This window comes from Cellulomonas sp. Leaf334 (assembly GCF_001424195.1).
Taxonomy (GTDB): Bacteria; Actinomycetota; Actinomycetes; order Actinomycetales; family Cellulomonadaceae; genus Cellulomonas.
This window is the reverse complement of the sequence record NZ_LMOO01000001.1, coordinates 1,597,216-1,617,484: the sequence shown is the minus strand read 5'-3', so window position 1 is coordinate 1,617,484 and position 20,269 is coordinate 1,597,216. Positions and strand designations below refer to the sequence as shown.

18 protein-coding genes are annotated in these 20,269 nt (G+C 73.8%); 11 read left to right on the top strand and 7 right to left on the bottom strand.

The features are described 5' to 3' along the window. Nucleotides 1-215: 215 nt before the first annotated feature. The gene (locus ASF78_RS07315; protein WP_056586203.1) at nt 216-1,472 is read right to left on the bottom strand and encodes an MFS transporter; all 1,257 of its coding nucleotides are present in this window, start codon (nt 1,470-1,472) and stop codon (nt 216-218) included. Nucleotides 1,473-1,615: 143 nt separating this feature from the next. Here ASF78_RS07315 and ASF78_RS07310 point away from each other — a divergent pair, with 143 nt between their 5' ends. Genes ASF78_RS07310 through ASF78_RS07280 form a run of 7 tightly spaced genes read left to right on the top strand, consistent with a single transcriptional unit; the run spans nt 1,616 to nt 6,621 of the window. Then, a complete protein-coding gene (locus tag ASF78_RS07310) occupies nt 1,616-2,203 on the top strand; it encodes a TetR/AcrR family transcriptional regulator (protein WP_056586200.1) in 588 nt (195 codons plus the stop codon). A gap of 32 nt (nt 2,204-2,235) precedes the next feature. Continuing rightward, nucleotides 2,236-2,997, top strand: a complete 762-nt coding sequence (locus tag ASF78_RS07305) for a LamB/YcsF family protein (RefSeq protein ID WP_056586198.1) — start codon at nt 2,236-2,238, stop codon at nt 2,995-2,997. A gap of 38 nt (nt 2,998-3,035) precedes the next feature. After that, complete coding sequence (locus tag ASF78_RS07300) at nt 3,036-3,626, top strand: sigma-70 family RNA polymerase sigma factor (RefSeq protein ID WP_082494836.1); 591 nt, start codon at nt 3,036-3,038, stop codon at nt 3,624-3,626. Further along, nucleotides 3,623-4,732, top strand: a complete 1,110-nt coding sequence (locus tag ASF78_RS07295; RefSeq protein ID WP_056586195.1) for a hypothetical protein — start codon at nt 3,623-3,625, stop codon at nt 4,730-4,732. Before ASF78_RS07300 ends, ASF78_RS07295 begins: the two co-directional genes overlap by 4 nt. Nucleotides 4,733-4,750: 18 nt before the next feature. Then, nucleotides 4,751-5,392, top strand: a complete 642-nt coding sequence (locus ASF78_RS07290; protein WP_056586192.1) for an allophanate hydrolase subunit 1 — start codon at nt 4,751-4,753, stop codon at nt 5,390-5,392. After that, nucleotides 5,389-6,264, top strand: coding sequence for a biotin-dependent carboxyltransferase family protein (locus ASF78_RS07285; RefSeq protein WP_056586189.1), 876 nt, complete (start codon nt 5,389-5,391; stop codon nt 6,262-6,264). The genes ASF78_RS07290 and ASF78_RS07285 overlap by 4 nt, the downstream gene beginning before the upstream one ends. 21 nt (nt 6,265-6,285) lie before the next feature. After that, a complete protein-coding gene (locus tag ASF78_RS07280) occupies nt 6,286-6,621 on the top strand; it encodes an anti-sigma factor antagonist (RefSeq protein ID WP_056586186.1) in 336 nt (111 codons plus the stop codon). On the opposite strand, the gene ASF78_RS07275 is transcribed toward ASF78_RS07280, so the two are convergent. Genes ASF78_RS07275 through ASF78_RS07260 form a run of 4 tightly spaced genes read right to left on the bottom strand, consistent with a single transcriptional unit; the run spans nt 6,611 to nt 10,419 of the window. Continuing rightward, entirely contained in the window at nt 6,611-7,855 is a 1,245-nt protein-coding gene (locus tag ASF78_RS07275; protein ID WP_056586183.1) for a hypothetical protein, read from the bottom strand. The two genes, ASF78_RS07280 and ASF78_RS07275, sit on opposite strands and share 11 nt — an antisense overlap. After that, a complete protein-coding gene (locus ASF78_RS07270; protein WP_056586179.1) occupies nt 7,852-8,391 on the bottom strand; it encodes an RNA polymerase sigma factor in 540 nt (179 codons plus the stop codon). The genes ASF78_RS07275 and ASF78_RS07270 overlap by 4 nt, the downstream gene beginning before the upstream one ends. A 58-nt stretch (nt 8,392-8,449) precedes the next feature. Further along, nucleotides 8,450-9,889: a hypothetical protein gene (locus tag ASF78_RS22735; RefSeq protein ID WP_056586177.1), complete on the bottom strand. Its 1,440-nt coding sequence runs from the start codon at nt 9,887-9,889 to the stop codon at nt 8,450-8,452. Further along, complete coding sequence (locus ASF78_RS07260; protein ID WP_056586174.1) at nt 9,886-10,419, bottom strand: RNA polymerase sigma factor; 534 nt, start codon at nt 10,417-10,419, stop codon at nt 9,886-9,888. The genes ASF78_RS22735 and ASF78_RS07260 overlap by 4 nt, the downstream gene beginning before the upstream one ends. A 224-nt stretch (nt 10,420-10,643) precedes the next feature. Here ASF78_RS07260 and ASF78_RS07255 point away from each other — a divergent pair, with 224 nt between their 5' ends. Continuing rightward, nucleotides 10,644-12,935, top strand: a complete 2,292-nt coding sequence (locus ASF78_RS07255; RefSeq protein WP_056586173.1) for a sodium-translocating pyrophosphatase — start codon at nt 10,644-10,646, stop codon at nt 12,933-12,935. Between the two features lie 36 nt (nt 12,936-12,971). Here the strand turns inward: ASF78_RS07255 and ASF78_RS07250 are convergent, their stop codons facing one another. Next, complete coding sequence (locus ASF78_RS07250) at nt 12,972-14,033, bottom strand: LacI family DNA-binding transcriptional regulator (protein ID WP_056586170.1); 1,062 nt, start codon at nt 14,031-14,033, stop codon at nt 12,972-12,974. Beyond that, nucleotides 14,030-15,823: a heparinase II/III family protein gene (locus ASF78_RS07245; RefSeq protein ID WP_056586168.1), complete on the bottom strand. Its 1,794-nt coding sequence runs from the start codon at nt 15,821-15,823 to the stop codon at nt 14,030-14,032. Before ASF78_RS07245 ends, ASF78_RS07250 begins: the two co-directional genes overlap by 4 nt. A gap of 158 nt (nt 15,824-15,981) precedes the next feature. Here ASF78_RS07245 and ASF78_RS07240 point away from each other — a divergent pair, with 158 nt between their 5' ends. Genes ASF78_RS07240 through ASF78_RS07230 form a run of 3 tightly spaced genes read left to right on the top strand, consistent with a single transcriptional unit; the run spans nt 15,982 to nt 20,225 of the window. Further along, the gene (locus tag ASF78_RS07240) at nt 15,982-17,025 is read left to right on the top strand and encodes a hydroxyacid dehydrogenase (RefSeq protein WP_235518431.1); all 1,044 of its coding nucleotides are present in this window, start codon (nt 15,982-15,984) and stop codon (nt 17,023-17,025) included. Then, nucleotides 17,022-18,890, top strand: coding sequence for a DUF2264 domain-containing protein (locus ASF78_RS07235; protein ID WP_056586165.1), 1,869 nt, complete (start codon nt 17,022-17,024; stop codon nt 18,888-18,890). Before ASF78_RS07240 ends, ASF78_RS07235 begins: the two co-directional genes overlap by 4 nt. A 48-nt stretch (nt 18,891-18,938) precedes the next feature. Further along, nucleotides 18,939-20,225 (top strand): ABC transporter substrate-binding protein, encoded by a 1,287-nt coding sequence (locus ASF78_RS07230; protein WP_056586164.1) that lies wholly within the window; start codon nt 18,939-18,941, stop codon nt 20,223-20,225. Nucleotides 20,226-20,269 lie beyond the last annotated feature (44 nt).

Below are 20,269 nucleotides of genomic sequence, written 5' to 3'. Positions count from 1 at the left end.
TCGAGCAGCGCGCCGGGTTCCACCACGCGCCCATCCTCGCACCGGCCCCGCCGCCGGCCGGCCGCTGCACCGGCGTCGGGCGTCACGCCCGCATCGGGTCGGACCGGCGGGACGACGGCGTGGCCGGTGCCGACACCGTCGGGTCCGCGATCCCGACGGCCTGCGCACACGGGAGGTCGCCGAGTGCTCGCGCCGCCCGGCGTCGACGGTCGCGCTCAGGAGGCCCGCGGCAGGCCGCTCGGGGCCGCGACGGGTTCGTCCGCGGGTTCGGTGGAGGCGCCTGCGACGAGGACGCGGCCGACGATCGCGACGACGACACCCGCGGCGACGACGCCCAGCAGGGCGACGCGCAGGCTTGCGGCGTCGGCGACGAGCCCGACGACGGTGGGCGAGACGAGGAAGCCGACCCGCAGCAGCCAGCTCACGACGGTCAGTCCGACCCCGGCGGGAAGCCCGGGCAGCTCGTCGGCCGTGTGCATGACGGCCGGCACGAGGGTGGCGACGCCGAGGCCCGCCAGGGCGAAGCCGACCAGCGTGGTGGACAGCGAGGGGACGGCGAGCGCGAGGCCCATGCCCGCCGCGATCGCCACACCGCCGATGCGCGCGACGCGGCGCTGCCCGAACCGGTCGACCACCCGGTCACCGGTGAGCCGTCCGATCGTCATGGCGACCTGCAGGGAGACGAAGGCCAGTCCCGCGGCGGCCGCCCCGACGCCGACCTCCCCGCGCAGGTAGAGCGCACCCCACGAGGAGCCGGCGTCCTCGACGAAGGCCCCGCACGCTGCGAGGAGGCCGAGCACGGCGAGCATCAGCACGGTGCGGCCTGCGACGTGCCGCAGCGCCCGCGACCCGGGGGCGGTCCCGTCGGCGACGGCCTCGGCCCGCTCGGCGTCCTCGGGGCCGCGCAGCAGGAACCGGTAGGCGACGACGGCGACGATGCCGAAGATCGCCGACGTGGTCGCGATGTGTGCGGGGAGCGGGATGGCCAGGCCCGCTGCGGCCGAGCCGACCAGGCCGCCCAGGACGGCGCCGACGCTCCACAGCCCGTGGAACGCGTTGACGATCGAGCGCCCGTACAGACGCTGCACGCGGAAGCCGTGCGCGTTCTGGGCGACGTCGATGATCGCGTCGAGCGCACCGGCCAGCAGGAACAGTGCGGCGAGCACGGGCCACCCGCCCGCGAACGGGATCGCGGCGACGGCCACAGCGAGGGCGACGAGGCCGAACGACGCGACGGCAGCCGACCCGAGGCGCTGGATCAGCAGCGGCGCGAGCAGGCCGGCGATCAGGGCGCCCAGGGGCATCGCGGCGATGGCCGCGCCGAGGGCGGCGTTGCTCAGCCCGAGCTCGTCCTTCACCTCGGGCAGGCGGGGCACGAGGTTGGCGTACAGGACCGCGTTCACCAGGAAGACCGCGGAGACGGCGGCGCGGGCGCGGCGTGCGACGGGCGCGACGGAGGAGGAGGAGGACATGGTGCTCCGGCGAGGGAGTGAGCGTGGCTGGACCAGGCTCCGAGCGGGTGGGATGTGGTCGATCGTACACTGCATGTGTACGATCGACCACATGCATGAGTTCGTGGGCTCCGGCGAGCGACAGATCGGCTCGGTGCGCTGACGTGGACGGCGAGACATCGGGTGGACGACGGCGCCGGTACGACCCCGCGCGGCGCGACCGCATCATCGACGCGTGTCTGCAGGTGATCGGAGAGGCCGGCGTCGCGGGTGCGTCGACCCGGCGGATCGCCGCGGCCGCGGACGTGCCGCTGGGCTCGATCACCTACCATTTCGCCGACGCCGACGAGCTGCTGCGGGAAGCCTTCGAGCGGTTCGCGCACCGGGTCAGCGACCGGTTCGAGGAGCACATGGCCCGGGCGAGCACCGTCGACGAGGCCCGTCAGGCCGTGGTCGACCTCATCGACAGCGACGTGCTCGTCGACCCGCAGGAGCTGGTCCTGACCCACGAGCTGTACACGCTGGCCGCGCGTGACCCCCGCTACCGGCGCTTGACCCACGAGTGGATGGCCCGCAGCCGGCACGCTCTGGAGCGGCACTTCGACCCCGCGACCGCGCGGCTCCTGGACGCGCTCATCGAGGGTCTGACGATCCACCGGGCGCTCGACATCGAGCCGCACGAGCCCGGCGAGACCCGGCACGCGGTCGACCTGGCCACCCGGCGGGCGACCCACCGCGGCGACCCGGCCTGACCCCGGCCGCCGCGAGGAGGCAGGATCGGTGCATGGCGGACCGGATCGACCTCAACTGCGACCTCGGCGAGGAGCTCGACGCCTGGGCGCCCGGCGTCGACGGGCTCGACACGCAGCTGCTCGACATCGTGACCAGCGCGAACGTGGCGTGCGGCTTCCACGCGGGCGACGAGCGGATCATGGCCGCGGTCTGCGGGGCGGCGGCGGTCCGGGGCGTGGCCGTCGGCGCGCACGTGTCCTATCTCGACCGTGCGAACTTCGGTCGCCGATTCCTCGACGTGCCGGCGGACGTGCTGCAGGCCCACGTGGCGCAGCAGATCGGGGTGCTGCAGGCGATCGCGCTCCGGGAGGGCACGCGCGTGGCCTACGTGAAGCCGCACGGTGCGCTGTACAACACGGTGGTGCACCACGAGGAGCACGCGCGGGCGGTCGTCGCCGCGATCACGGACCTGCCCGTGCTGGGGCTGCCCGGGTCCGCGGTGCTGGCCGCGGCGACCTCACGGGGGCTCCGCGCGGTCACGGAGGCGTTCGCCGACCGCGGCTACTGCGCCGACGGGACGCTGGTGCCGCGCTCGGAGCCGGGTGCGCTGGTCACGGACACGGACGAGGTGGCCGCACGCGTCGTGCGGCTCGCGACCGAGGGCGTGGTCCGGGCCGTCGACGGGGCGGACGTGCGCGTCGACGCCGAGTCGGTGTGCGTGCACTCCGACACCCCGGGGGCCGCAGCGCTGGCACGCACGGTGAGGGCGGCCCTCGCCGAGAACGGCGTGGCGGTCCTGCCGTTCGTGGCCTGAGAGGATCCGGCCCCAACGAAACGGCACGCCCGTCCGTCATGGTCGGTGTCGGGCGCATCGGCCGGCACGGACCGAGCAGCGAGGCGGGCACCCGGGTGGACTGGCAGGACGTGCTCGAGACGCTGGTCCGGGACCGCGGGCCTGCGCTGCTGCGCTACGGGTACCTGCTGACCGGCGACCAGACCGACGCGCAGGAGCTGGTGCAGGACGCACTGGTGTCGGTGCTCGCGCGCAGTGCGCGTCTGCGCGAACCGGCTGCGGTCGAGGGGTACGTCCGCCAGACGATGCTGTCGGCCTACATCGACGGATACCGCCGCCGCCGACGCTGGCTGGGGCTGCGGCACCTGGTGGCGTCCCCGGAGGTGACCGACGACCACCGGCACGGCGTGGACGCTCGGCGGGACGTCGTCGCAGCGCTCGCCGGGCTGGCCCCGCGGGTCCGCGCGTGCGTCGTCCTGCGGTACTTCGAGGACCTCACGGTCGCGGAGATCGCCGACCGCCTGCAGCTCTCCGACGGCACCGTGAAGCGGTACCTCAGCGACGGCGTGCACGCGCTCGAACGGGTCCTGGGCCCGGTCGCCGGACCGTCGTCCGAGTCCCACCCGATCACCACCAGGAGCGTCCGATGAGCCTCGACCTGTCCTCGGCCCTGCGCGACGTAGCCGAGCACGCTCCCCTCGGCACTCTCGAGCCCACAGGGCTCGGCCGTCGGATCCGTCGACGTCGTGCCGGTCGCACGGCGGCGCGCTCGGCGGTGGGGCTGGGCCTCGCCGGGGCGATCGCCGTCGTCGCGACGCAGGCCCCGGGTGTCCTGCGCCGAGAAGGTCCGGCAGCCCCACCGCCTCCCGTGGGACTCCCCGCGGACCAGGTGGCGACGGTCCTGCCCACGGCCGATGCCGCCGCCGCCCCTGGCGAGTGCGGCTGGACGGTGCGGCGTCCGTCGACGCCGTTCGGATCGGAGCTGGGGGTGGCATTCGAGCAGTACTCCGCGGAGACCCACGGCCCGGTCGCGGTGTCGGTCGAGTCCTGGCCGGGCGAGGCGTCCAGGCCGCTGGAACCGGTCCGTGTGGTCGCCGCACGGGACGGTGTGGTCGTGGCGGCCGCAGATCCGGTGTTCTTCGAGGAGCACGCCCTCGGCTGGGCCGGTGCGGACCTGAGCACCGTCGCGTGCGGGGGCCCTGACGCGCTCAAGGCCCTGCCCGACGGGACGTACACGGTGTACGCGGTGGTCACCGACCCGGTGACCGGCGACGTCGTCGCGCTGAGCCCGGGCGAGCCGCTCGTCGTGGCAGGGAACGCGCGGGAGGTGTGGTGCCACGCCGACCAGTCGGTCATGGGTACGAACGACCCCAGGGTCGCCCTGACCGGGGGCGTGGTGAGCGACCCCGGCGAGCTGTCGGTCGAGCTCGAGGCCGTCTGGTCCGGTTCGGCGACGGCGCAGGTGATGGACCAGCGCGTGATCCTGGTCGACGACGCCACCGGGCGGATCGCGCTCGACACGATGGCGCGGGAGATGGTGCGCGAGAGGAGCATCTCGTCCCTCGTGCCCGGTGCCGCGCACGTCCTGTCGCTCAGGTCGGACCGCACGTCGTGCGACGGAGGAGCGCTGCCTGCGGGCACCTACACCGGCTATGCCGTCGTCACCATCGCGACCGCGGGTGCGGACACCGGCGTCGGTCTGCCCACCAACGCCACCGCGGTCGCGGAGCTCCGCCGGGGCGTCGTCGTGCCGTAGGTCCGGCAGGATCGTTCCATGACCGATGCACGCGCACCCCGGGTGGTGCCCTACGGGGACGACGCCGTCCTGGTGGAGCTCGCCGGGCTCGCGGAGGTCCGTGCGCTCGACGACGCGGTCCGTGCGGCGCGGGTGTCGGACCCGGACGCGGCGGGCGTCGTCGACCAGGTCCCGGCGGCGCGGACGCTCCTGCTGCGGGTGCGCGAGGGCGTGGACCCGGGGGTGCTGCCGGTGGCGCGCTGGTGGGGTGCGCGGACCGCCCGGGTCGTGGAGGGAACGGCCGCGGAGGTCCGCCTGACGGTGGACTACGACGGCCCCGACCTCGCCGACGTGGCGCGGCTGACCGGGCTGACGGTCGACGAGGTCGTCGCGCGGCACACGGGGGCGCGGTACACGGTGGCGTTCGGCGGGTTCATGGCGGGCTTCGCGTACCTCGTCGGCCTGGACCCGGTGCTGCGCGTCCCGCGGCTGGACAGCCCGCGCGAGCGCGTCCCGGCGGGCTCGGTGGCGATCGCCGACGAGTACAGCGCGGTGTACCCCGCGGCAACCCCGGGGGGCTGGAGGCTGCTGGGCCGGTGCGGGCAGACCCTCTTCGACGTCGACCGCGATCCGCCGGCGCTGCTCCAGCCCGGCACGCACGTGCGGTTCACGGCCTCATGACGGGCGCGCTGGAGGTGCTCGACCCGGGCCTGCTCACGCTCGTCGAGGACCTGGGGCGGCCCGGCTGGGCGCACGTCGGCGTCGGCCGGTCGGGCGCCGCCGACGCGGGCGCGCTGCGGCTGGCCAACCGACTGGTCGCCAACGACGAGGGCGCCGCGGGGCTCGAGGTCCTGCTCGGCGGGCTGCGGCTGCGGGCCGTCGGGGACGTGACCGTGGCGCTCGCGGGAGCGCGGGGGCCGGCGTGGCTGGACGACCGGCCGGTCGGGCACGAGGCCGTGCTGGAGCTGCGGTCGGGTGCGGAGCTGCGGCTCGGCACGGTCACGTCGGGCCTGCGCACGTACGTCGCGGTACGCGGCGGGATCGACGTGCCGACCGTGCTGGGCTCCCGGTCCACGGACCAGCTCGCCGGGCTCGGGCCGGATCCGGTGCGGGCGGGTGACGTCCTGGCGGTCGGCCCGGCACCGGCGGACTGGCCGGTCGTGGACCTCGCGCCGGTGTCCGCCCCGCCGGACCGCGTCGAGCTGCCGGTGGTGCCGGGCCCGCACGCGGACTGGTTCGAGGACGTGCTGGGGCGGTTGCAGGCGAGCGACTGGCGCGTGACCCCGGCGACGAGCCGGGTGGCGGTCCGCCTGGCGGGTCCGGCCCTCGCGCGCACCCCCGAGCACCGGGGGCGCGAGCTGCCGTCGGAGGGGCTGGTCCTCGGCGCCGTGCAGGTGCCGCCCGACGGGCAGCCGGTCGTGTTCGGCGTCGACCATCCCGTCACGGGCGGGTACCCGGTGGTCGCGGTGGTCCGCCGGTTCGCGCACGGCAGGCTCGCGCAGGTCAGGCCAGGAGACCGCGTGTCCTTCGTCAACGGGCGCGCGTCTGTTTGAATGCACGGAGGGAGGGACCCGATGGATGTGCGCGTGACCAGCCGGGATGTCGGTTCCCGGACCGTCGTGGAGGTGGACGGCGAGATCGACGTGTCGTCTGCCGACGCGTTGCGCGACCAGCTCTCGGAGCTGCTCGAACGGGACCGGACCGATCTGGTCATCGACCTGCGTGCGGTCCGGTTCATGGACTCGACGGGCCTCGGCGTCCTCGTCGGCACGCTGAAGAAGGTCAGGCTCGCGGGCGGTCAGCTCCAGCTGGTGATCGACTCCGAGCGGCTGCTGAAGGTCTTCCGCATCACCGCGCTGCTCCAGGTGTTCACCGTGCACGACACGATCGAGGCGGCACTCAGCGCGTAGTCGGCACGAACGTGTAGGTGATCGACTGGTCGCCGGCCTCGGTGAGCTCGGCCGCGATCGTGACGTCCCACCCCGCGATCGATCCCTCGAGCGAGGTGGTCGCCGTCGCCCCGTCCACCGCCTGCTCGACCGTCCGCGTGGTGTCGTGGCCGGGCAGGGCCAGCAGCTCGACGGACTGCCGCAGGGCGTCGTCCCCGTCCACCTCGACCACGACGCGCCAGCCGCTGGTGGGCGACGGCGAGAGGCGCTCCGCGGACACGAGGCGCCCCCCGGCGAGAGGGAGCTCGTCGGTGGGGAACTCGGACGGAAGGCCGGTGGGCTGCGGCTCCGCCGCGAGGAGGTCTACGGTCCACGGTCCGGCCAGGGCACGGTCCTCGGGGATGCGATCGGCTTCTGCGCCACCGGCGGAGTCGGTGTCGTATGCGACATAGAGGTCGTAGGTGCCGGGCGGGAGGTCGCCGCTCTCGTCGCACCCCTGCAGGCCGAGCTCGAGGGTGCGCAGCGCCGTCTCGCCCTGGACGAACATCTCGCCGTCGTCGTTCTCGTGGCCGCCGACCGCGACGACGGTCGAGCCGTGCGCCAGGAGCAGCTGCAGGTCGCGCCGGTAGATCGCGTCGGGACCGACGATCTGCAGCACCGCCGAGGCGTCCGCGTTGGCCTCGCCGGCCCGCGCGACGCGGCCCTCCAGCTCCGCGATCCCCTGGGCGTCCAGGGTCGGGCGTCCCGCGGCGGCCTGCCGCCGCGCGAGCGCCAGGGCAGCCTGCAGCTGCTGCAGCGCCGCCTCGGTCTCGCCCTGGGCAACTGCGCTCGCGTTGAAGGACTGCTCGGGCGAGAGCGCGACGGCGACCTGCCCGACGAACGTGCGCCCGGTCAGCCGTGCGGCCGACTCGCCCGGTGCGAGGGCGCCGACCGAGGCGAACGGGTCGCTGGTGCCGGGCAGCAAGGTGACCGGGCTCCCGGTCGCCGGCGGGAACGCCGCCACGGGCGATCCGCAGGTGCCCTGCGCGGCATCGGGACGCGCCGCAGGCAGGGCCGACGAGGGTGCGCGGCCACCCATCCAGACGGCGCCGAGCGCCACCGCGCCGGCCGCCCCCACCGCCACGCCGCCGCGGCTCGCGGCCCGCACCGTGCGGCGGCGCCGGATGCGGCCGGTGAGGGCGTCGACCGAGAACGGCGAGTCGTCGGGGCCGGTGTCGACGGCGTCGTGCAGGGCACGGGTCAGGTCGGGGCTCATCGGGTCACTCCTGTCGGGACGAGCTGGATGTCCATGGTGTGGGCGTCGGGCAGCGGTCCCAGCAAGGACTCGAGCTGGCCGATCGCGTCGAAGAGGTACCGCTTGACGGTGCCGTCGGAGATCGAGAGCCGGCGGGCGATCTCGGGCACGGTCAGGTCGTCGTAGAACCGCAGCACCACGCAGGCACGCAGCCGAGGCCGGAGCGTGAGGAGTGCGGTCCGCACGTCGAGCCGGGCCGTGCTCGACGGGCCGTGGTCGGCGGTGTCGTCCTCCCGCGCGAGCAGGTGGCGGACCGCGGTCCACCGGGCCCGGCGACGGTAGGCGTCCAGGAAGATCGTGAGGATCGCCTGCCGCACGTACGACTCGGCCGCGGCCGTCTCCCGCAGAGGGCGGCCCTGGCTGAAGCAGCGCACCAGCGCGTCCTGGACCAGGTCCTCACCTTCACGCTCGTCGCCGGTGAGCAGCGTCGCGTACCGCACGAGCGCACGCCCCCGAGCCCGCACGAGCTCGTCCAGAACCTGTTCCCAGGCCGTCATGCCACCTCCTGAGTGGTGCCGTCATCTTCTTGGACGACCGGGAGGTGCGAACCGTTGGTCAGGTGAGTGTCACCGGGATGGGGGTACCCAGCGTGACGGAGTAGGTGTCGCCCGGTCGGGGGAGCTCCACGGTCTCGGTCGCGGTGCGTGCGACCGGGTCGGAGAAGATCCATGCCGGGTAGACGGTGTACTCGCCGGCCGGCAGCGGGTCGCCGGTGCTCAGCGGCGATCCTCCGTCGTCGAAGCACGACGTCAGGACGCGGCCGTCCGCGGCGAACCCGAGCGGCGCGCCCGCGCCGAGGTCGAGCCGGCTGAACGCGTCGTTCGCCTGGACCGTCGTACCCACGACGACCCCGTCCTGCACGATCCAGTACTCGACCGCGTAGTAGCCGAACACCCGCAGCCTGCCGGGGCCGGTGTACTCCACGGTGGCCGTCGCGGTCAGGGGAGCACCCGATGCGAGGGTGGTCGCGACGGGCGCCACCTGCAGGTCGAGCATCGCCCCGCGGACCGGCGCGGCCGGAGCCGGCGCGCCGCACGCGGGAGGTCCGGCGGACGTCGTGCGGTCGAGCGGCACGTCCGCGCCGGGCAGGGGGAGCTGCGTCTCGGCCTCACCCGTCACCGTCACGGTCGTGGGCTCGCCCACCGCCGTCGCCCGGTCACCACCCAGCGCGGCTGCCTGGTCGAGCGTGAGGGAGTCCGCGAAGAGCTCCGCCGGAGCCTCCTGGCGGCCGTCGTAGGTGACGACGCTCGCCCACGGTCGCAGCTCGTAGGTCCCCGCGGGCAGCGGACGTCCGACCGTCGCCGGACCGCCGTCGCCGGGGTCGCAGACCGTGAGGTCCAGCAGCCCCCGGAACGACGTGGTCTCGCCGTCGTTGCCGCTGCGCCCGGACATCACGTCGGCAGGCTCCGGGGAGAAGCCGGTGGTACCGACGACCACACCGTCCTGCACGACTGCGACGCGCGGGCCGTCGTCGGGGACGGCATACGCGAGGAAGTCCCCGTCGAGGTCCCTGTCGACGACGCCCCCGGCCGCCAGGAACGCACCCGAGGCGAGCGCGGCGGCGTCGGGTCCCACCCGCGCGACCACCCGGTCGTCGACCGGGTACGCCGGTGCGGCATCCGCCAGGGCGCCGCACGCACCGAACGGCAGCGCGGGGTTCCCGGTGGGCAGGACGACGGGCGCGACCGTCGGGGTCGGGGTCGGGGTCGGGGTTGGGGTCGGGGTCGTCGTCGGCGTGGGCGACGTCGTCACGGTGGGTGTCGGCGTGTGGGCCGGGGGTGCCGGCGCGCGGTCGGGCAGCACCGCGAACGCGGTTCCGGCGACGACGACGACGGCGGCCGCCGCGCCGGTGGCCACCAGGGCCGCGCGCGTCCGGCGGTGCCGGCGGGCGCGTGCCGCGATGAGGTCGAGCGGCAGCGGTGCGCGCCCGGAGCGGTGGCTCTGCTCGACGCGGTCCGCCAGCTCGCCCAGTGCGGACTCGAGGTCGCGGTTCATCGCGCACCTCCCCTCGTGATCGTGGCGACGTCCTCGGTGCCGAGCCCCGGCTGTGGGCCGAGCAGCGGTTCCAGCCGGTGCCGGGCGTCGGACAGGTAGCGCTTCACGGCCCCGGGGGAGACACCGAGGCGCAGACCGATCTCGGGGAGCGTGAGGTCGTCGTAGAACCGCAGGACGACGCAGGCGCGCTCGCGGGGGGACAGGACGGTCAGCGCCCGGGCGACGTCGGCACGGTCACCGGCCGCCGCGACGTCGTCGTCCACCGCGTCGGGGGTCGCGACGAGCGGGGTGACCGCGGCGAAGCGGGTCCGGGCCCGGTAGCCGTCGAGGTAGGTGTGCAGGATCGTGCGCCGCACGTAGGCCTCGACCCACGTGATCTCCTCGGTGCGGCGCCGCGAGTAGGTGCGGACCAGTGCGTCCTGCACCAGGTCCTCGGCCGACGCCATGTCGCCGACGAGCAGGTACGCGTACGCGACCAGCGCCGAGCCGCGCTCGGAGACCAGCCGGTCGAGATCCGCCTCCCAGCTCATCGTCGTCCCCCTCGGTCGCTGCGAACTGCCCTCACCTGCTCAGACGCACCCGGGGCGCGAACGGTTGGGGTCTCCTGATCGTCCCGCGGTCGGCGCGTGAGGTCACGCCCGCGTCGTGGTGCGATCCACGTCACATCTGCTGGCTAGACTCACCCAGTCGCGCAGCAACGGGGCTGCATGACAGGCGTGGTCAGGGGGGCCTCGCTGATGTCCGAGGAGGATGCATGGTCGAGCTCGGGTCCACGAGCATCACGATCGTCAGTGTCATCGCGGCCGTTGCGGTCGCGTCCCTGCTCATCGCCGTAGTGCTGCGCCGCCAGGTGCTCGCGGCCGGTGAGGGGACCGAGTCCATGCGCGAGATCGCGCGCGCGGTCCAGGAAGGGGCGTCGGCGTACCTGAGCCGGCAGTTCCGCACCCTGGCCCTCTTCGCGGTCGTCGTCTGCGCCCTGCTGTTCCTGCTGCCCGGTGACGGTGGAGTGAAGCTGGGCCGGTCGGTCTTCTTCCTGCTCGGGGCGGCGTTCTCGGCCGCGATCGGGTATCTGGGCATGTGGCTCGCGACGCGGGCGAACGTCCGGGTGGCGGCAGCCGCGTCGGAGCCGGGAGGGCGTGCAGAGGGCGCGCGCATCGCGTTCCGGACCGGCGGGTTCGTCGGCATGAGCGTCGTGGGCCTCGGCCTGCTCGGCGCCGCGTCGGTCGTCCTGATCTACAGGGCGGATGCGCCCGCGGTGCTCGAGGGCTTCGGCTTCGGCGCCGCTCTGCTCGCCATGTTCATGCGGGTCGGCGGCGGCATCTTCACCAAGGCCGCCGACGTCGGCGCTGACCTGGTCGGCAAGGTCGAGCAGGGCATCCCGGAGGACGACCCGCGCAACGCGGCCACCATCGCGGACAACGTCGGCGACAACGTGGGCGACTGCGCGGGCATGGCGGCGGACCTGTTCGAGTCCTACGCCGTGACGCTCGTCGCGGCCCTCATCCTGGGCAAGGCCGCGTTCGGTGAGCAGGGGCTCGTGTTCCCGCTCATCGTCACGGCCATGGGAGCCGTCGTCGCCGTCCTCGGCGTGTTCATCACGCGGGTGCGGGGCGCGGAGAGCGGTCTGGCGGCGATCAACCGCGGGTTCTACATCTCGGCGCTCGTCGGTGTCGCACTCTCCGCGATCGCGGCGTTCGTCTACCTGCCGTCGACCTTCGCGGGCATCACGGGGGTCAGCGACGCGCTGGCGACCCACGGCGGTGACCCGCGGGTGATCGCCTCGGTCGCCGTGGCCATCGGCGTCGTCCTGGCGGGTGTCATCCTCTGGGTGACCGGGTACTTCACGGGCACGACGAGCAAGCCGACGCTCCACGTCGCCCGCACCACCCTGACCGGTGCGGCCACCACGGTCCTGTCCGGCATCGGGGTCGGCTTCGAGTCCGCCGTCTACACCGCCGGCATCATCGCGGCGGCCATCTGCGGGCTCTTCCTGCTGGCCGGCGGCTCGGTGTCGCTGTCCCTGTTCCTCATCGCGCTCGCGGGCTGCGGCCTGCTGACCACGGTCGGCGTCATCGTCGCCATGGACACGTTCGGGCCGGTGAGCGACAACGCGCAGGGCATCGCGGAGATGTCCGGCGACGTCACACCCGAGGGCGCGCAGATCCTCACGGACCTCGACGCCGTCGGCAACACCACGAAGGCGGTCACCAAGGGCATCGCGATCGCGACGGCCGTGCTGGCCGCGACCGCGCTGTTCGGCTCGTACGCGGACGCGGTGTTCAACGCGTTGCAGACCGCGGGCGAGGCGGGCGACGAGCTCACCCAGGCGATGCTGAGCTACAGCATCATCAGCCCGGTCACCCTCGTCGGCGTGATCCTCGGTGGCGCGACGGTGTTCCTGTTCTCGGGCCTGGCCATCGACGCCGTGACCCGCGCTGCCGGAGCCATCGTGTTCGAGGTCCGGCGCCAGTTCCGCGAGAACCCCGGGATCATGACGTACGAGGTGCGTCCCGAGTACGGCAAGGTCGTCGACATCTGCACCCGGGACTCCCTGCGCGAGCTGGCCACCCCCGGTCTGCTGGCGGCGTTCGCGCCGATCGCCGTCGGCTTCGGTCTCGGTGTCGGTCCGCTCGCCGGGTTCCTCGGCGGGGCCATCGCGACCGGCGTGCTCATGGCGGTCTTCCTGGCCAACTCCGGTGGCGCCTGGGACAACGCGAAGAAGATCGTCGAGGACGGCAACTTCGGCGGCAAGGGGTCCGACGCCCACGCGGCGGCGGTCATCGGCGACACCGTCGGCGACCCGTTCAAGGACACCGCCGGTCCGGCGATCAACCCGCTGATCAAGGTCATGAACCTCGTGGCCCTGCTCATCGCGCCGGCCGTCGTCGCCATCTCGGTGGGCGACGAGGCGAACCAGACGGTCCGCCTGTCGATCGCGGTCGTCGCCGCGCTCGTCGCCGGTGGCGCGGTCGTGGCGTCCCGTCTCCGGGCGGCACGTGCGGACAAGAACGACCTGACGCGCGAGGCCGAGAAGGCGCTCGCCTGACGTGTCCGGCAGAGCTCGACCGTCTCCCCCGTCGTCCTACGACGGGGGAGCGGTCGACTCGCGGATCATCAGCTCGGGCGTGACCGTCACCCGGTGCACGGCCCGGGCGGGCTCGCCCAACCGGTCCACCAGCAGCTCGACGGCTGTCCGGCCGATCGAGCGTCGCGGGGGGCGGACGGCCGTCAGCGGCGGGTTCGCGAGCCCGGCGACCTCGTCGTCGTAGGCGACCACCGACAGCTGCCCCGGTACGTGGATGCCGCGCTCCTCGCACCGCTCGACCACCGAGATCGCCTCCGGGTCGGAGTGCACCAGTAGCGCCGTCGTGCCGGCCGCGAGGCACGCGTCGAGGATGCGGTCGACCTCCGCGCGCCACAGCGGGTCGCGGTAGTTCACCATCGACAGGTCCGGTGCGGCGTCCAGCCCGAGCGTCTCGCACGCGCTCAGCCAGCCCGTCCGGACCTTCGGCGCGGTGGGGCTGGCCTGCGAGTACGCGAGCCCCACCCGGCGGTGTCCCAGGGCGGCGAGGTGGTGCACCGCGATGCTCGCCCCGAGCGCGTGGTCGGAGACGACGGACTCCATCGGTGCGCCGTGCGGCGGGACCGTCGCCGTGCGCTCGAGCAGGACCACGGGGATGTCCAGCCCGGCCAGCCTGGCCAGCAGGGCGTCGCCACCCGCCCCGGACAGGTTCGGGGCGATGAGCAGCCCGTCGACGCCGACGGTCTCGACCAGGCCGGTGACCTGCCTCTCGTCGTCCTCGACCTCGTAGGACGACCCGCGCAGCACCAGCCGGACCCCGAGGCGCGCGGCGGCCTCGCGGGCGCCCTGGAGCACCCCGGGGTAGTAGTAGTCGAGCGACGGGACGACCATGCCGAGCGTCGCGACGACGGGGGTCCCCTCCTCGCTGTCCGGGGTGGACAGCAGGGTCGCGCCGCCGTGCACCCGGCGCACCAGCCCTTCGCTGGCCAGCTGCGTGATGTCGCGGCGGACGGTCACCGGGGTGACGCCGAGCGCGGAGGCGATGTCGCTGATGCGGACCGTGCCCTCGCGACGGAGCACGTCGAGCAGCTGGTCGCGGCGCGTGACCGGCAGCGAGGTCATCGGGCTGCCTCCGCAGCGATCTCGACCGTGACGACGAGCGAGCCGTGCCCTGCGGAGTCGTCGACGGCGAGGTCCAGGCGGGTGAGGTGGTCGCCCCACACGTCGGAGAGCATCGGGTCGTCCAGCGGCCGGACGGTCAGCGTCGAGGTCACGGTGGCAGGGTCCCAGGTCAGGCGGGTCGGGCGCGCGCCATCGAGCGGGTGGATCGTGGCGAGTCCCGGTGCGGTGGCCTCCACGGTGCCGGCCAGCACCCAGTGCACGACGCTCCCGCCGGGACCGGGTGCGACGTCCCAGTCGTCGGCGACGTGGACGCGCGACGTCCCTCGGTCGAGCGTGACGGTGCGGGTCCAGCGGGTCAGGTCGTCGGTCGGGTAGGCCGCCGCGAGGTCGAGCTGCATGCGGTCGCGGTCGGCGGACGCGTCCGTGGCCCGGACCTGGCGGCCGTCGTGCTGCGGGATGCCGCGGACCTCCGGCACGGAGTGCCACGAGCTCTGCATGGTCCACAGGTCGTACCGGTCGGGGCCGAACGTCTGCGCGGTGTACGTGGGGCGGCCCGGGTCGACGACGACGGGGACGCCGTCGACCGCGACGACGACGGCGCCCAGGTCGTTGTGGTTGTGCGACTCGGCGTTGTGCCCGCCCTTCAGCGTCACCGTCAGCCCGTGCGCCGACCCGGCTGTCTCGCGTGCAAGCCCGACCTGCGTGCTCGGGAACCACACGTGCGCGGGGAGCGGGGAGCCCGGGGTCGACGACGGCCAGGCGTCGTAGACCAGCGCCTCCAGCGTGCGACCGATGCCGCCGCGGACGGGCAGGGCCGCGCGGGCGTGCTCGGCCGCCGCGTGGTCGGCGGCGGCCGACGAGCCGGTCCGCAGCGCCCAGGCGTGCAGGACGTGCCACGGGACGTCGGTCGGGGGCGTCGCGGTGCCGTCGCCGACGCCGAGGTACCAGCGCCCGCCCAGGTGCATCGTGTGCGGGTAGTCGACCATCGCGCGCACGACCGGCCAGGTCGAGGCGTCCTCCCCGGTCGCGTGCTCGAGCAGGGTCAGGGCCTCGAGCGCGCGGCAGGCGCCCTGCCACCAGTAGGAGTAGCCCTCGTCGATGGCGCCGTCACCCGGCAGGGATGCCAGGTAGTCCCCGAGCCCGCGGGCCACCCGCGCCACCACCGCGTCGCGTTCCGGCGGCTCCAGGAACGCCAGGGCGGCCGTCAGCACGTTGGCGTGGATCCACGCGGTCCAGTTGCTCAGCGGCGGTACCAGCCAGCCCCAGTCGTCGCGTGCCATGAACGGGTCGAGCACGCGCGTGCGGACCTCGTGCCGGATCCGGCGGCGCAGTCCCGGGACGCGGTCGTCGAGCCGGTCGCCCAGCACGTGGTCGATCCACGCCAGCCGCGCGGCCACCTCGCCCGCACCGAGGTCGAGGACCGGTTCGGTCACCACCGGGACGACCGCCCCCAGGGCGGCGGCCGCGACGTCGTGCGCGGGCCAGCACCAGGAGCTCTGCTCGCACAGGAGGGTGGCACCGTCCGCCACCTCGTCGACCCATGCACGGTCGTCCGTCACGAGTGCCGCGACGACCGCCCGGGTGAGCCGGTCCTCGCGGCCGAAGACCTGCGCCTCGTACTCGACCCGGTCGCCGTCGCGGCGGTAGCGGGCGTACTGGCTGGCCAGCGGCTGCGGCCAGGACGTCCCGCGTTCGGCCTGCGCGCGCGAGACGAGGCCACGGTCGTCGACGGCTGCCCAGAAGGTGCGGTCGGTCGGCAGAGGGAGCCCGCCGCGTACTGCTGTCGTCATGACTCCTCGATCCGGATCGGCGCTGATCGAAAATGATCATAACCTGGCGGGGAAGCGCTTGACGAGGATCAATTATGTGCGTTTAACTCCTGCACGCGGGTCGAACCGATCAAAGACGACATCGACCCGGACGCGACTTCGATGAGGAAGGACGACGCGTGACGCACCCCAGCACCCCCGCAGCCGCGCGACCCCACGTCCTGCTGCTCATGAGCGAGGGCACCTTCGAGCTCCAGTTCCACGCGGAGCAGGTCGACCGGCTGCACGAGCTCGCCGAGGTCGGACAGCCACTGCGGCTCGACGAGCTGGAGAGCCCGGCGGCGCGCGCGCGGCTGGCCGAGGCCGACGTCGTGATCACGTCCTGGGGTGCACCGCCGATCACGCCGGCAGACCTCGCCGCCGCACCCCGCCTGCGCGCCATCCTGCACGCGGCCGGCACCGTGCGCGGCCTGGTGCCCGACGAGGCGTGGGCGCGGGGGATCGTCGTGACGTCGGCCGCCGACGAGAACGCGCGGCCGGTCGCCGAGTACACGCTCGCGGCGATCATCCTGGCCGGCAAGCGCGCACCGTTCCTCGCTGCCGAGGCCCGCACCCGTCGCGACCGCTGGTCGTTCGCCGACCAGCACGGCAACCTCAGCCACCTGAGCAACCGCGGCCGGACCGTCGGCATCGTCGGCTGGTCCCGCATCGGTCGCCGCACGGTCGAGCTGCTCGACGTCCTGGAGACCGACGCCGTCCTGGTCGCCGACCCCACGATCACGGCGGACGACCTGGTGGGCACCGGTGCGGAGCTGGTGGACCTGCCCGAGCTCCTGCGCCGCAGCGACATCGTCAGCCTGCACGCGCCCGCCCTGGAGGAGACGCGCCACCTCCTCGGCGCCGCCGAGCTGGCCCTGATGCCCGACGGCGCGACCCTGATCAACACCGCGCGCGGCGTGCTCGTCGACACCGCGGCCCTCGAGAGCGAGGCGGTCAGCGGACGGCTCTCCGCCATCCTCGACGTCACCGACCCGGAGCCGCTGCCCGCCACCTCGATCCTCTACGACCTGCCCAACGTCATGCTCACGCCGCACATCGCCGGGTCGCTGGGCTCGGAGGCGCGGCGCATGAGCGACCACACCCTCGACGAGCTGGAGCGCCTGATCCTCGGACGTCCCGTGCTCGCGCCGGTGACCCGCGAGCACCTGGTGGTGGGCGCATGAGCGCGCGGGAGATCCGCAGCCGCGAGCAGTGGGCGGCGCTCGCCGACGAGATGCTGCTCGCGGTCCGCCCGTACGCGTCGCCGAGCCACGCCTTGATCACCCTGCCCGGGGCGCCGGGCGGGTACGGCACCGCGGTCGACGGGCTCGAGGGCTTCGCGCGGACGTTCCTGCTGGCCGGGTTCCGCCTCGCGGGGGAGCGCGGCGCCGACCCGCTGAACCTCGCGGAGCTCTACGCCTCGGGTCTCGCCGCGGGGACCGACCCGTCGTCGCCGGAGCGCTGGGTGCGGCCGGAGGAGCACGGCCAGGCGAAGGTCGAGGCCGCGTCGCTGGCGCTCATCCTCGACCTGACGCGCCCGTGGATCTGGGACGGCCTCGACGCCGGCGTGCAGGAGCGCGTCGTCGACTACCTCTCGTCCGTCGTCGGTGACCGCGGGTACCCCCGCAACAACTGGCTCTGGTTCCGGGTCGTCGTCGAGACGTTCCTGAGGTCCCTCGGCGGGCCGTGGTCCGCCGAGGACCTGGAGGAGGACCTCGCGCTGCACGAGTCCTTCGCGCGTGCCGACGGCTGGTTCTCCGACGGCGACCAGCGTTCCTACGACCACTACGTCGGCTGGGCGATGCACCTGTACCCCGTGCTCTGGGCGCGGATGCAGGGCGCGTCGGTCGCGCCCGACCGGCAGGCGAGGGACGTCGCGCGCCTCGACCGCTACCTGCAGGACGCGATCCGCCTCGTCGGCGCGGACGGCAGCCCGCTGATCCAGGGCCGCAGCCTCACGTACAGGTTCGCGGCCGCGGCACCCTACTGGGCGGGCGCGATCGCGGAGGTGCCCAGCACGTCACCCGGGCAGCTGCGCCGGGCCGCCTCCAGCATCGTCACCCACTTCGTGCAGCACGGCGCCCCCGACGAGGACGGGCTGCTGACCCTCGGCTGGCACGGGCCCTGGCGGCCGCTCGCGCAGAGCTACTCCGGCACCGGGTCGCCGTACTGGGCGGCCAAGGGGATGCTCGGGCTCGCCCTGCCGGCCGACCACCCCGTGTGGACCGCCGCCGAGGAGCCGCTGCCGGTCGAGGTGGCGGACGACCTGGTCGCCGTCGCCGCTCCCGGCTGGATCGTCAGCGGGACGTACGACGACGGCATCGTGCGCGTCGTCAACCACGGCACCGACCACGCGCTCGAGGGGTCGCTCGACGGCGACTCGCCGCTGTACGCGCGGCTCGGGTACTCGACCGCGACCGCGCCGCTGCTCGACGACGAGGCGTGGGCCGAGCCGTTCGACCAGTCCGTCGTGCTGGTCGACGCCGACGGGCGGTCCACCCACCGGTCGGGGATGACCGTGCTGACCTGCGAGGTCGTCGACGGCGTCGGCGTCGTGTCCTCCCGCAGCGAGGCGCACCGCGTCGACGTCGACCCGACGGTGGCGACGCACGGCTCCGGCCTCGTCGGCACCTCCGTCGTGGTCGGCACCCTCACCACCGTGTCCGTCGCGCGCGGCGCGTGGGAGGTCCGGGTCGTCCGCGTCGACGACGCCGACCCGAGCCTGACGCTCCGCAGCGCCGGCTGGCCCGTCTCCGGCGAGCCGACGTTCCTGCCCGACGGCGTCCGCAGCGGTGCGCTCACCTCGGTGCTCGTCGCCGACGGGGCCACCACGGAGGTCCGGGTGGACAGGGATGCCAGCCCGCTCGGCATCTGGACCGCGACACCGTGGGCGTCGACCCCCGCTGTCCTCGGCGCGTGGTGGCTCACCGTCGTCGGTCTGGCGGAGCACCCCGGAAGTCCCCCGACCGCTGCTGTCGTCGACCAGCAGCTGACCGTCGTGTGGCCGGACGGCCGTACGACCACCTGCACCCTGCCCCACCAGCAGTAGCACGCGGGCGACGGCGCCCGACGTGACCTGACCGAAGAGGAGAGCACCATGAACAGGAAGGCCCTGGCCGCCATCGGCGCCGCCGCGGCTCTCTCGCTGACGCTCGCGGCGTGCGGCAGCGGCAGCGGGAACGCACCCGACGACGAGGCCACCGAGTCCGGACCGGTGGACCTGTCGGTCGCCGTCTGGAGCATGGACCAGACGCCGGAGTTCCAGGCCCTCTTCGACGCGTTCGAGGCGGAGTACCCGGACATCACCATCACGCCCGTCGACATCCTCGCGGACGACTACCCCGAGAAGGTCACGACGATGCTGGCCGGTGGCGACACCACCGACGTCCTCACCATGAAGACCCTGACGGACTACTCGCGCTGGGCCGGCCGCGGCCAGCTCGAGGACGTCACCGACCTGGTCACCGACTACCCGGACGGCAAGCTGGCCGGGACGGACGGGTACGACCAGGACGGGAAGTTCTTCGCGGTCCCGTACCGGCAGGACTTCTGGGTCCTGTACTACAACAAGGCGCTGTTCGACGCGGCGGGCCTCGACTACCCCGACCACGTCACGTGGGACGAGTACGCCGACCTGGCGCAGAAGCTCACCGGCACCGACGCGGCCGGGCAGAAGGTCTACGGGACGTACAACCACGTCTGGCGCTCAGTGACGCAGGCGATCGCGCAGGCGCAGAACGACGGCGACCTGCTCAGCGGCGACTACGGGTTCCTCACGGACCAGTACGACCTGAACGTGGGCCTGCAGAAGGACGGCTACGCCCTCGACTACTCGACGGCCAAGACCCAGCAGGTCAGCTACCGGACGATGTTCGAGACGCAGGCCACCGCGATGATGCCGATGGGCACCTGGTACATCTCCGGGATCCTGCAGGCCAAGAAGGACGCCAAGTCCACCGTCGAGTGGGGCATCGCGCCGATGCCGCAGGTCGACGACGGCGACACCACCACGACCTTCGGCGGACCGACCGCGTTCGCGGTCAACAAGGCCGCGAAGAACAAGGACGCCGCCAAGAAGTTCCTGGCGTTCGCGGCGTCGCTGAAGGGTGCGGAGGCGATCTCCGCGATCGGCGTCGTGCCTGCCCTGCAGAGCGACGACGTCACCGCCGCCTACTTCGCGCTCGAGGGCATGCCCACGGACGACCTGTCCAAGGAGGCCTTCGCACCCGACGACGTCGCCCTCGAGATGGCTCCGTCGGACATCACGGCCGACGTCGACGTGATCCTCAACGAGGAGCACGACCTGATCATGGTCGGCGAGAAGTCCGTCGACGACGGCATCGCGGCCATGGAGAGCCGCGTCAAGCAGGACGTCCTCGACTAGCAGCCGTCCGCGCGGGCCGACTCCCACGGGTCGGCCCGCGCGAG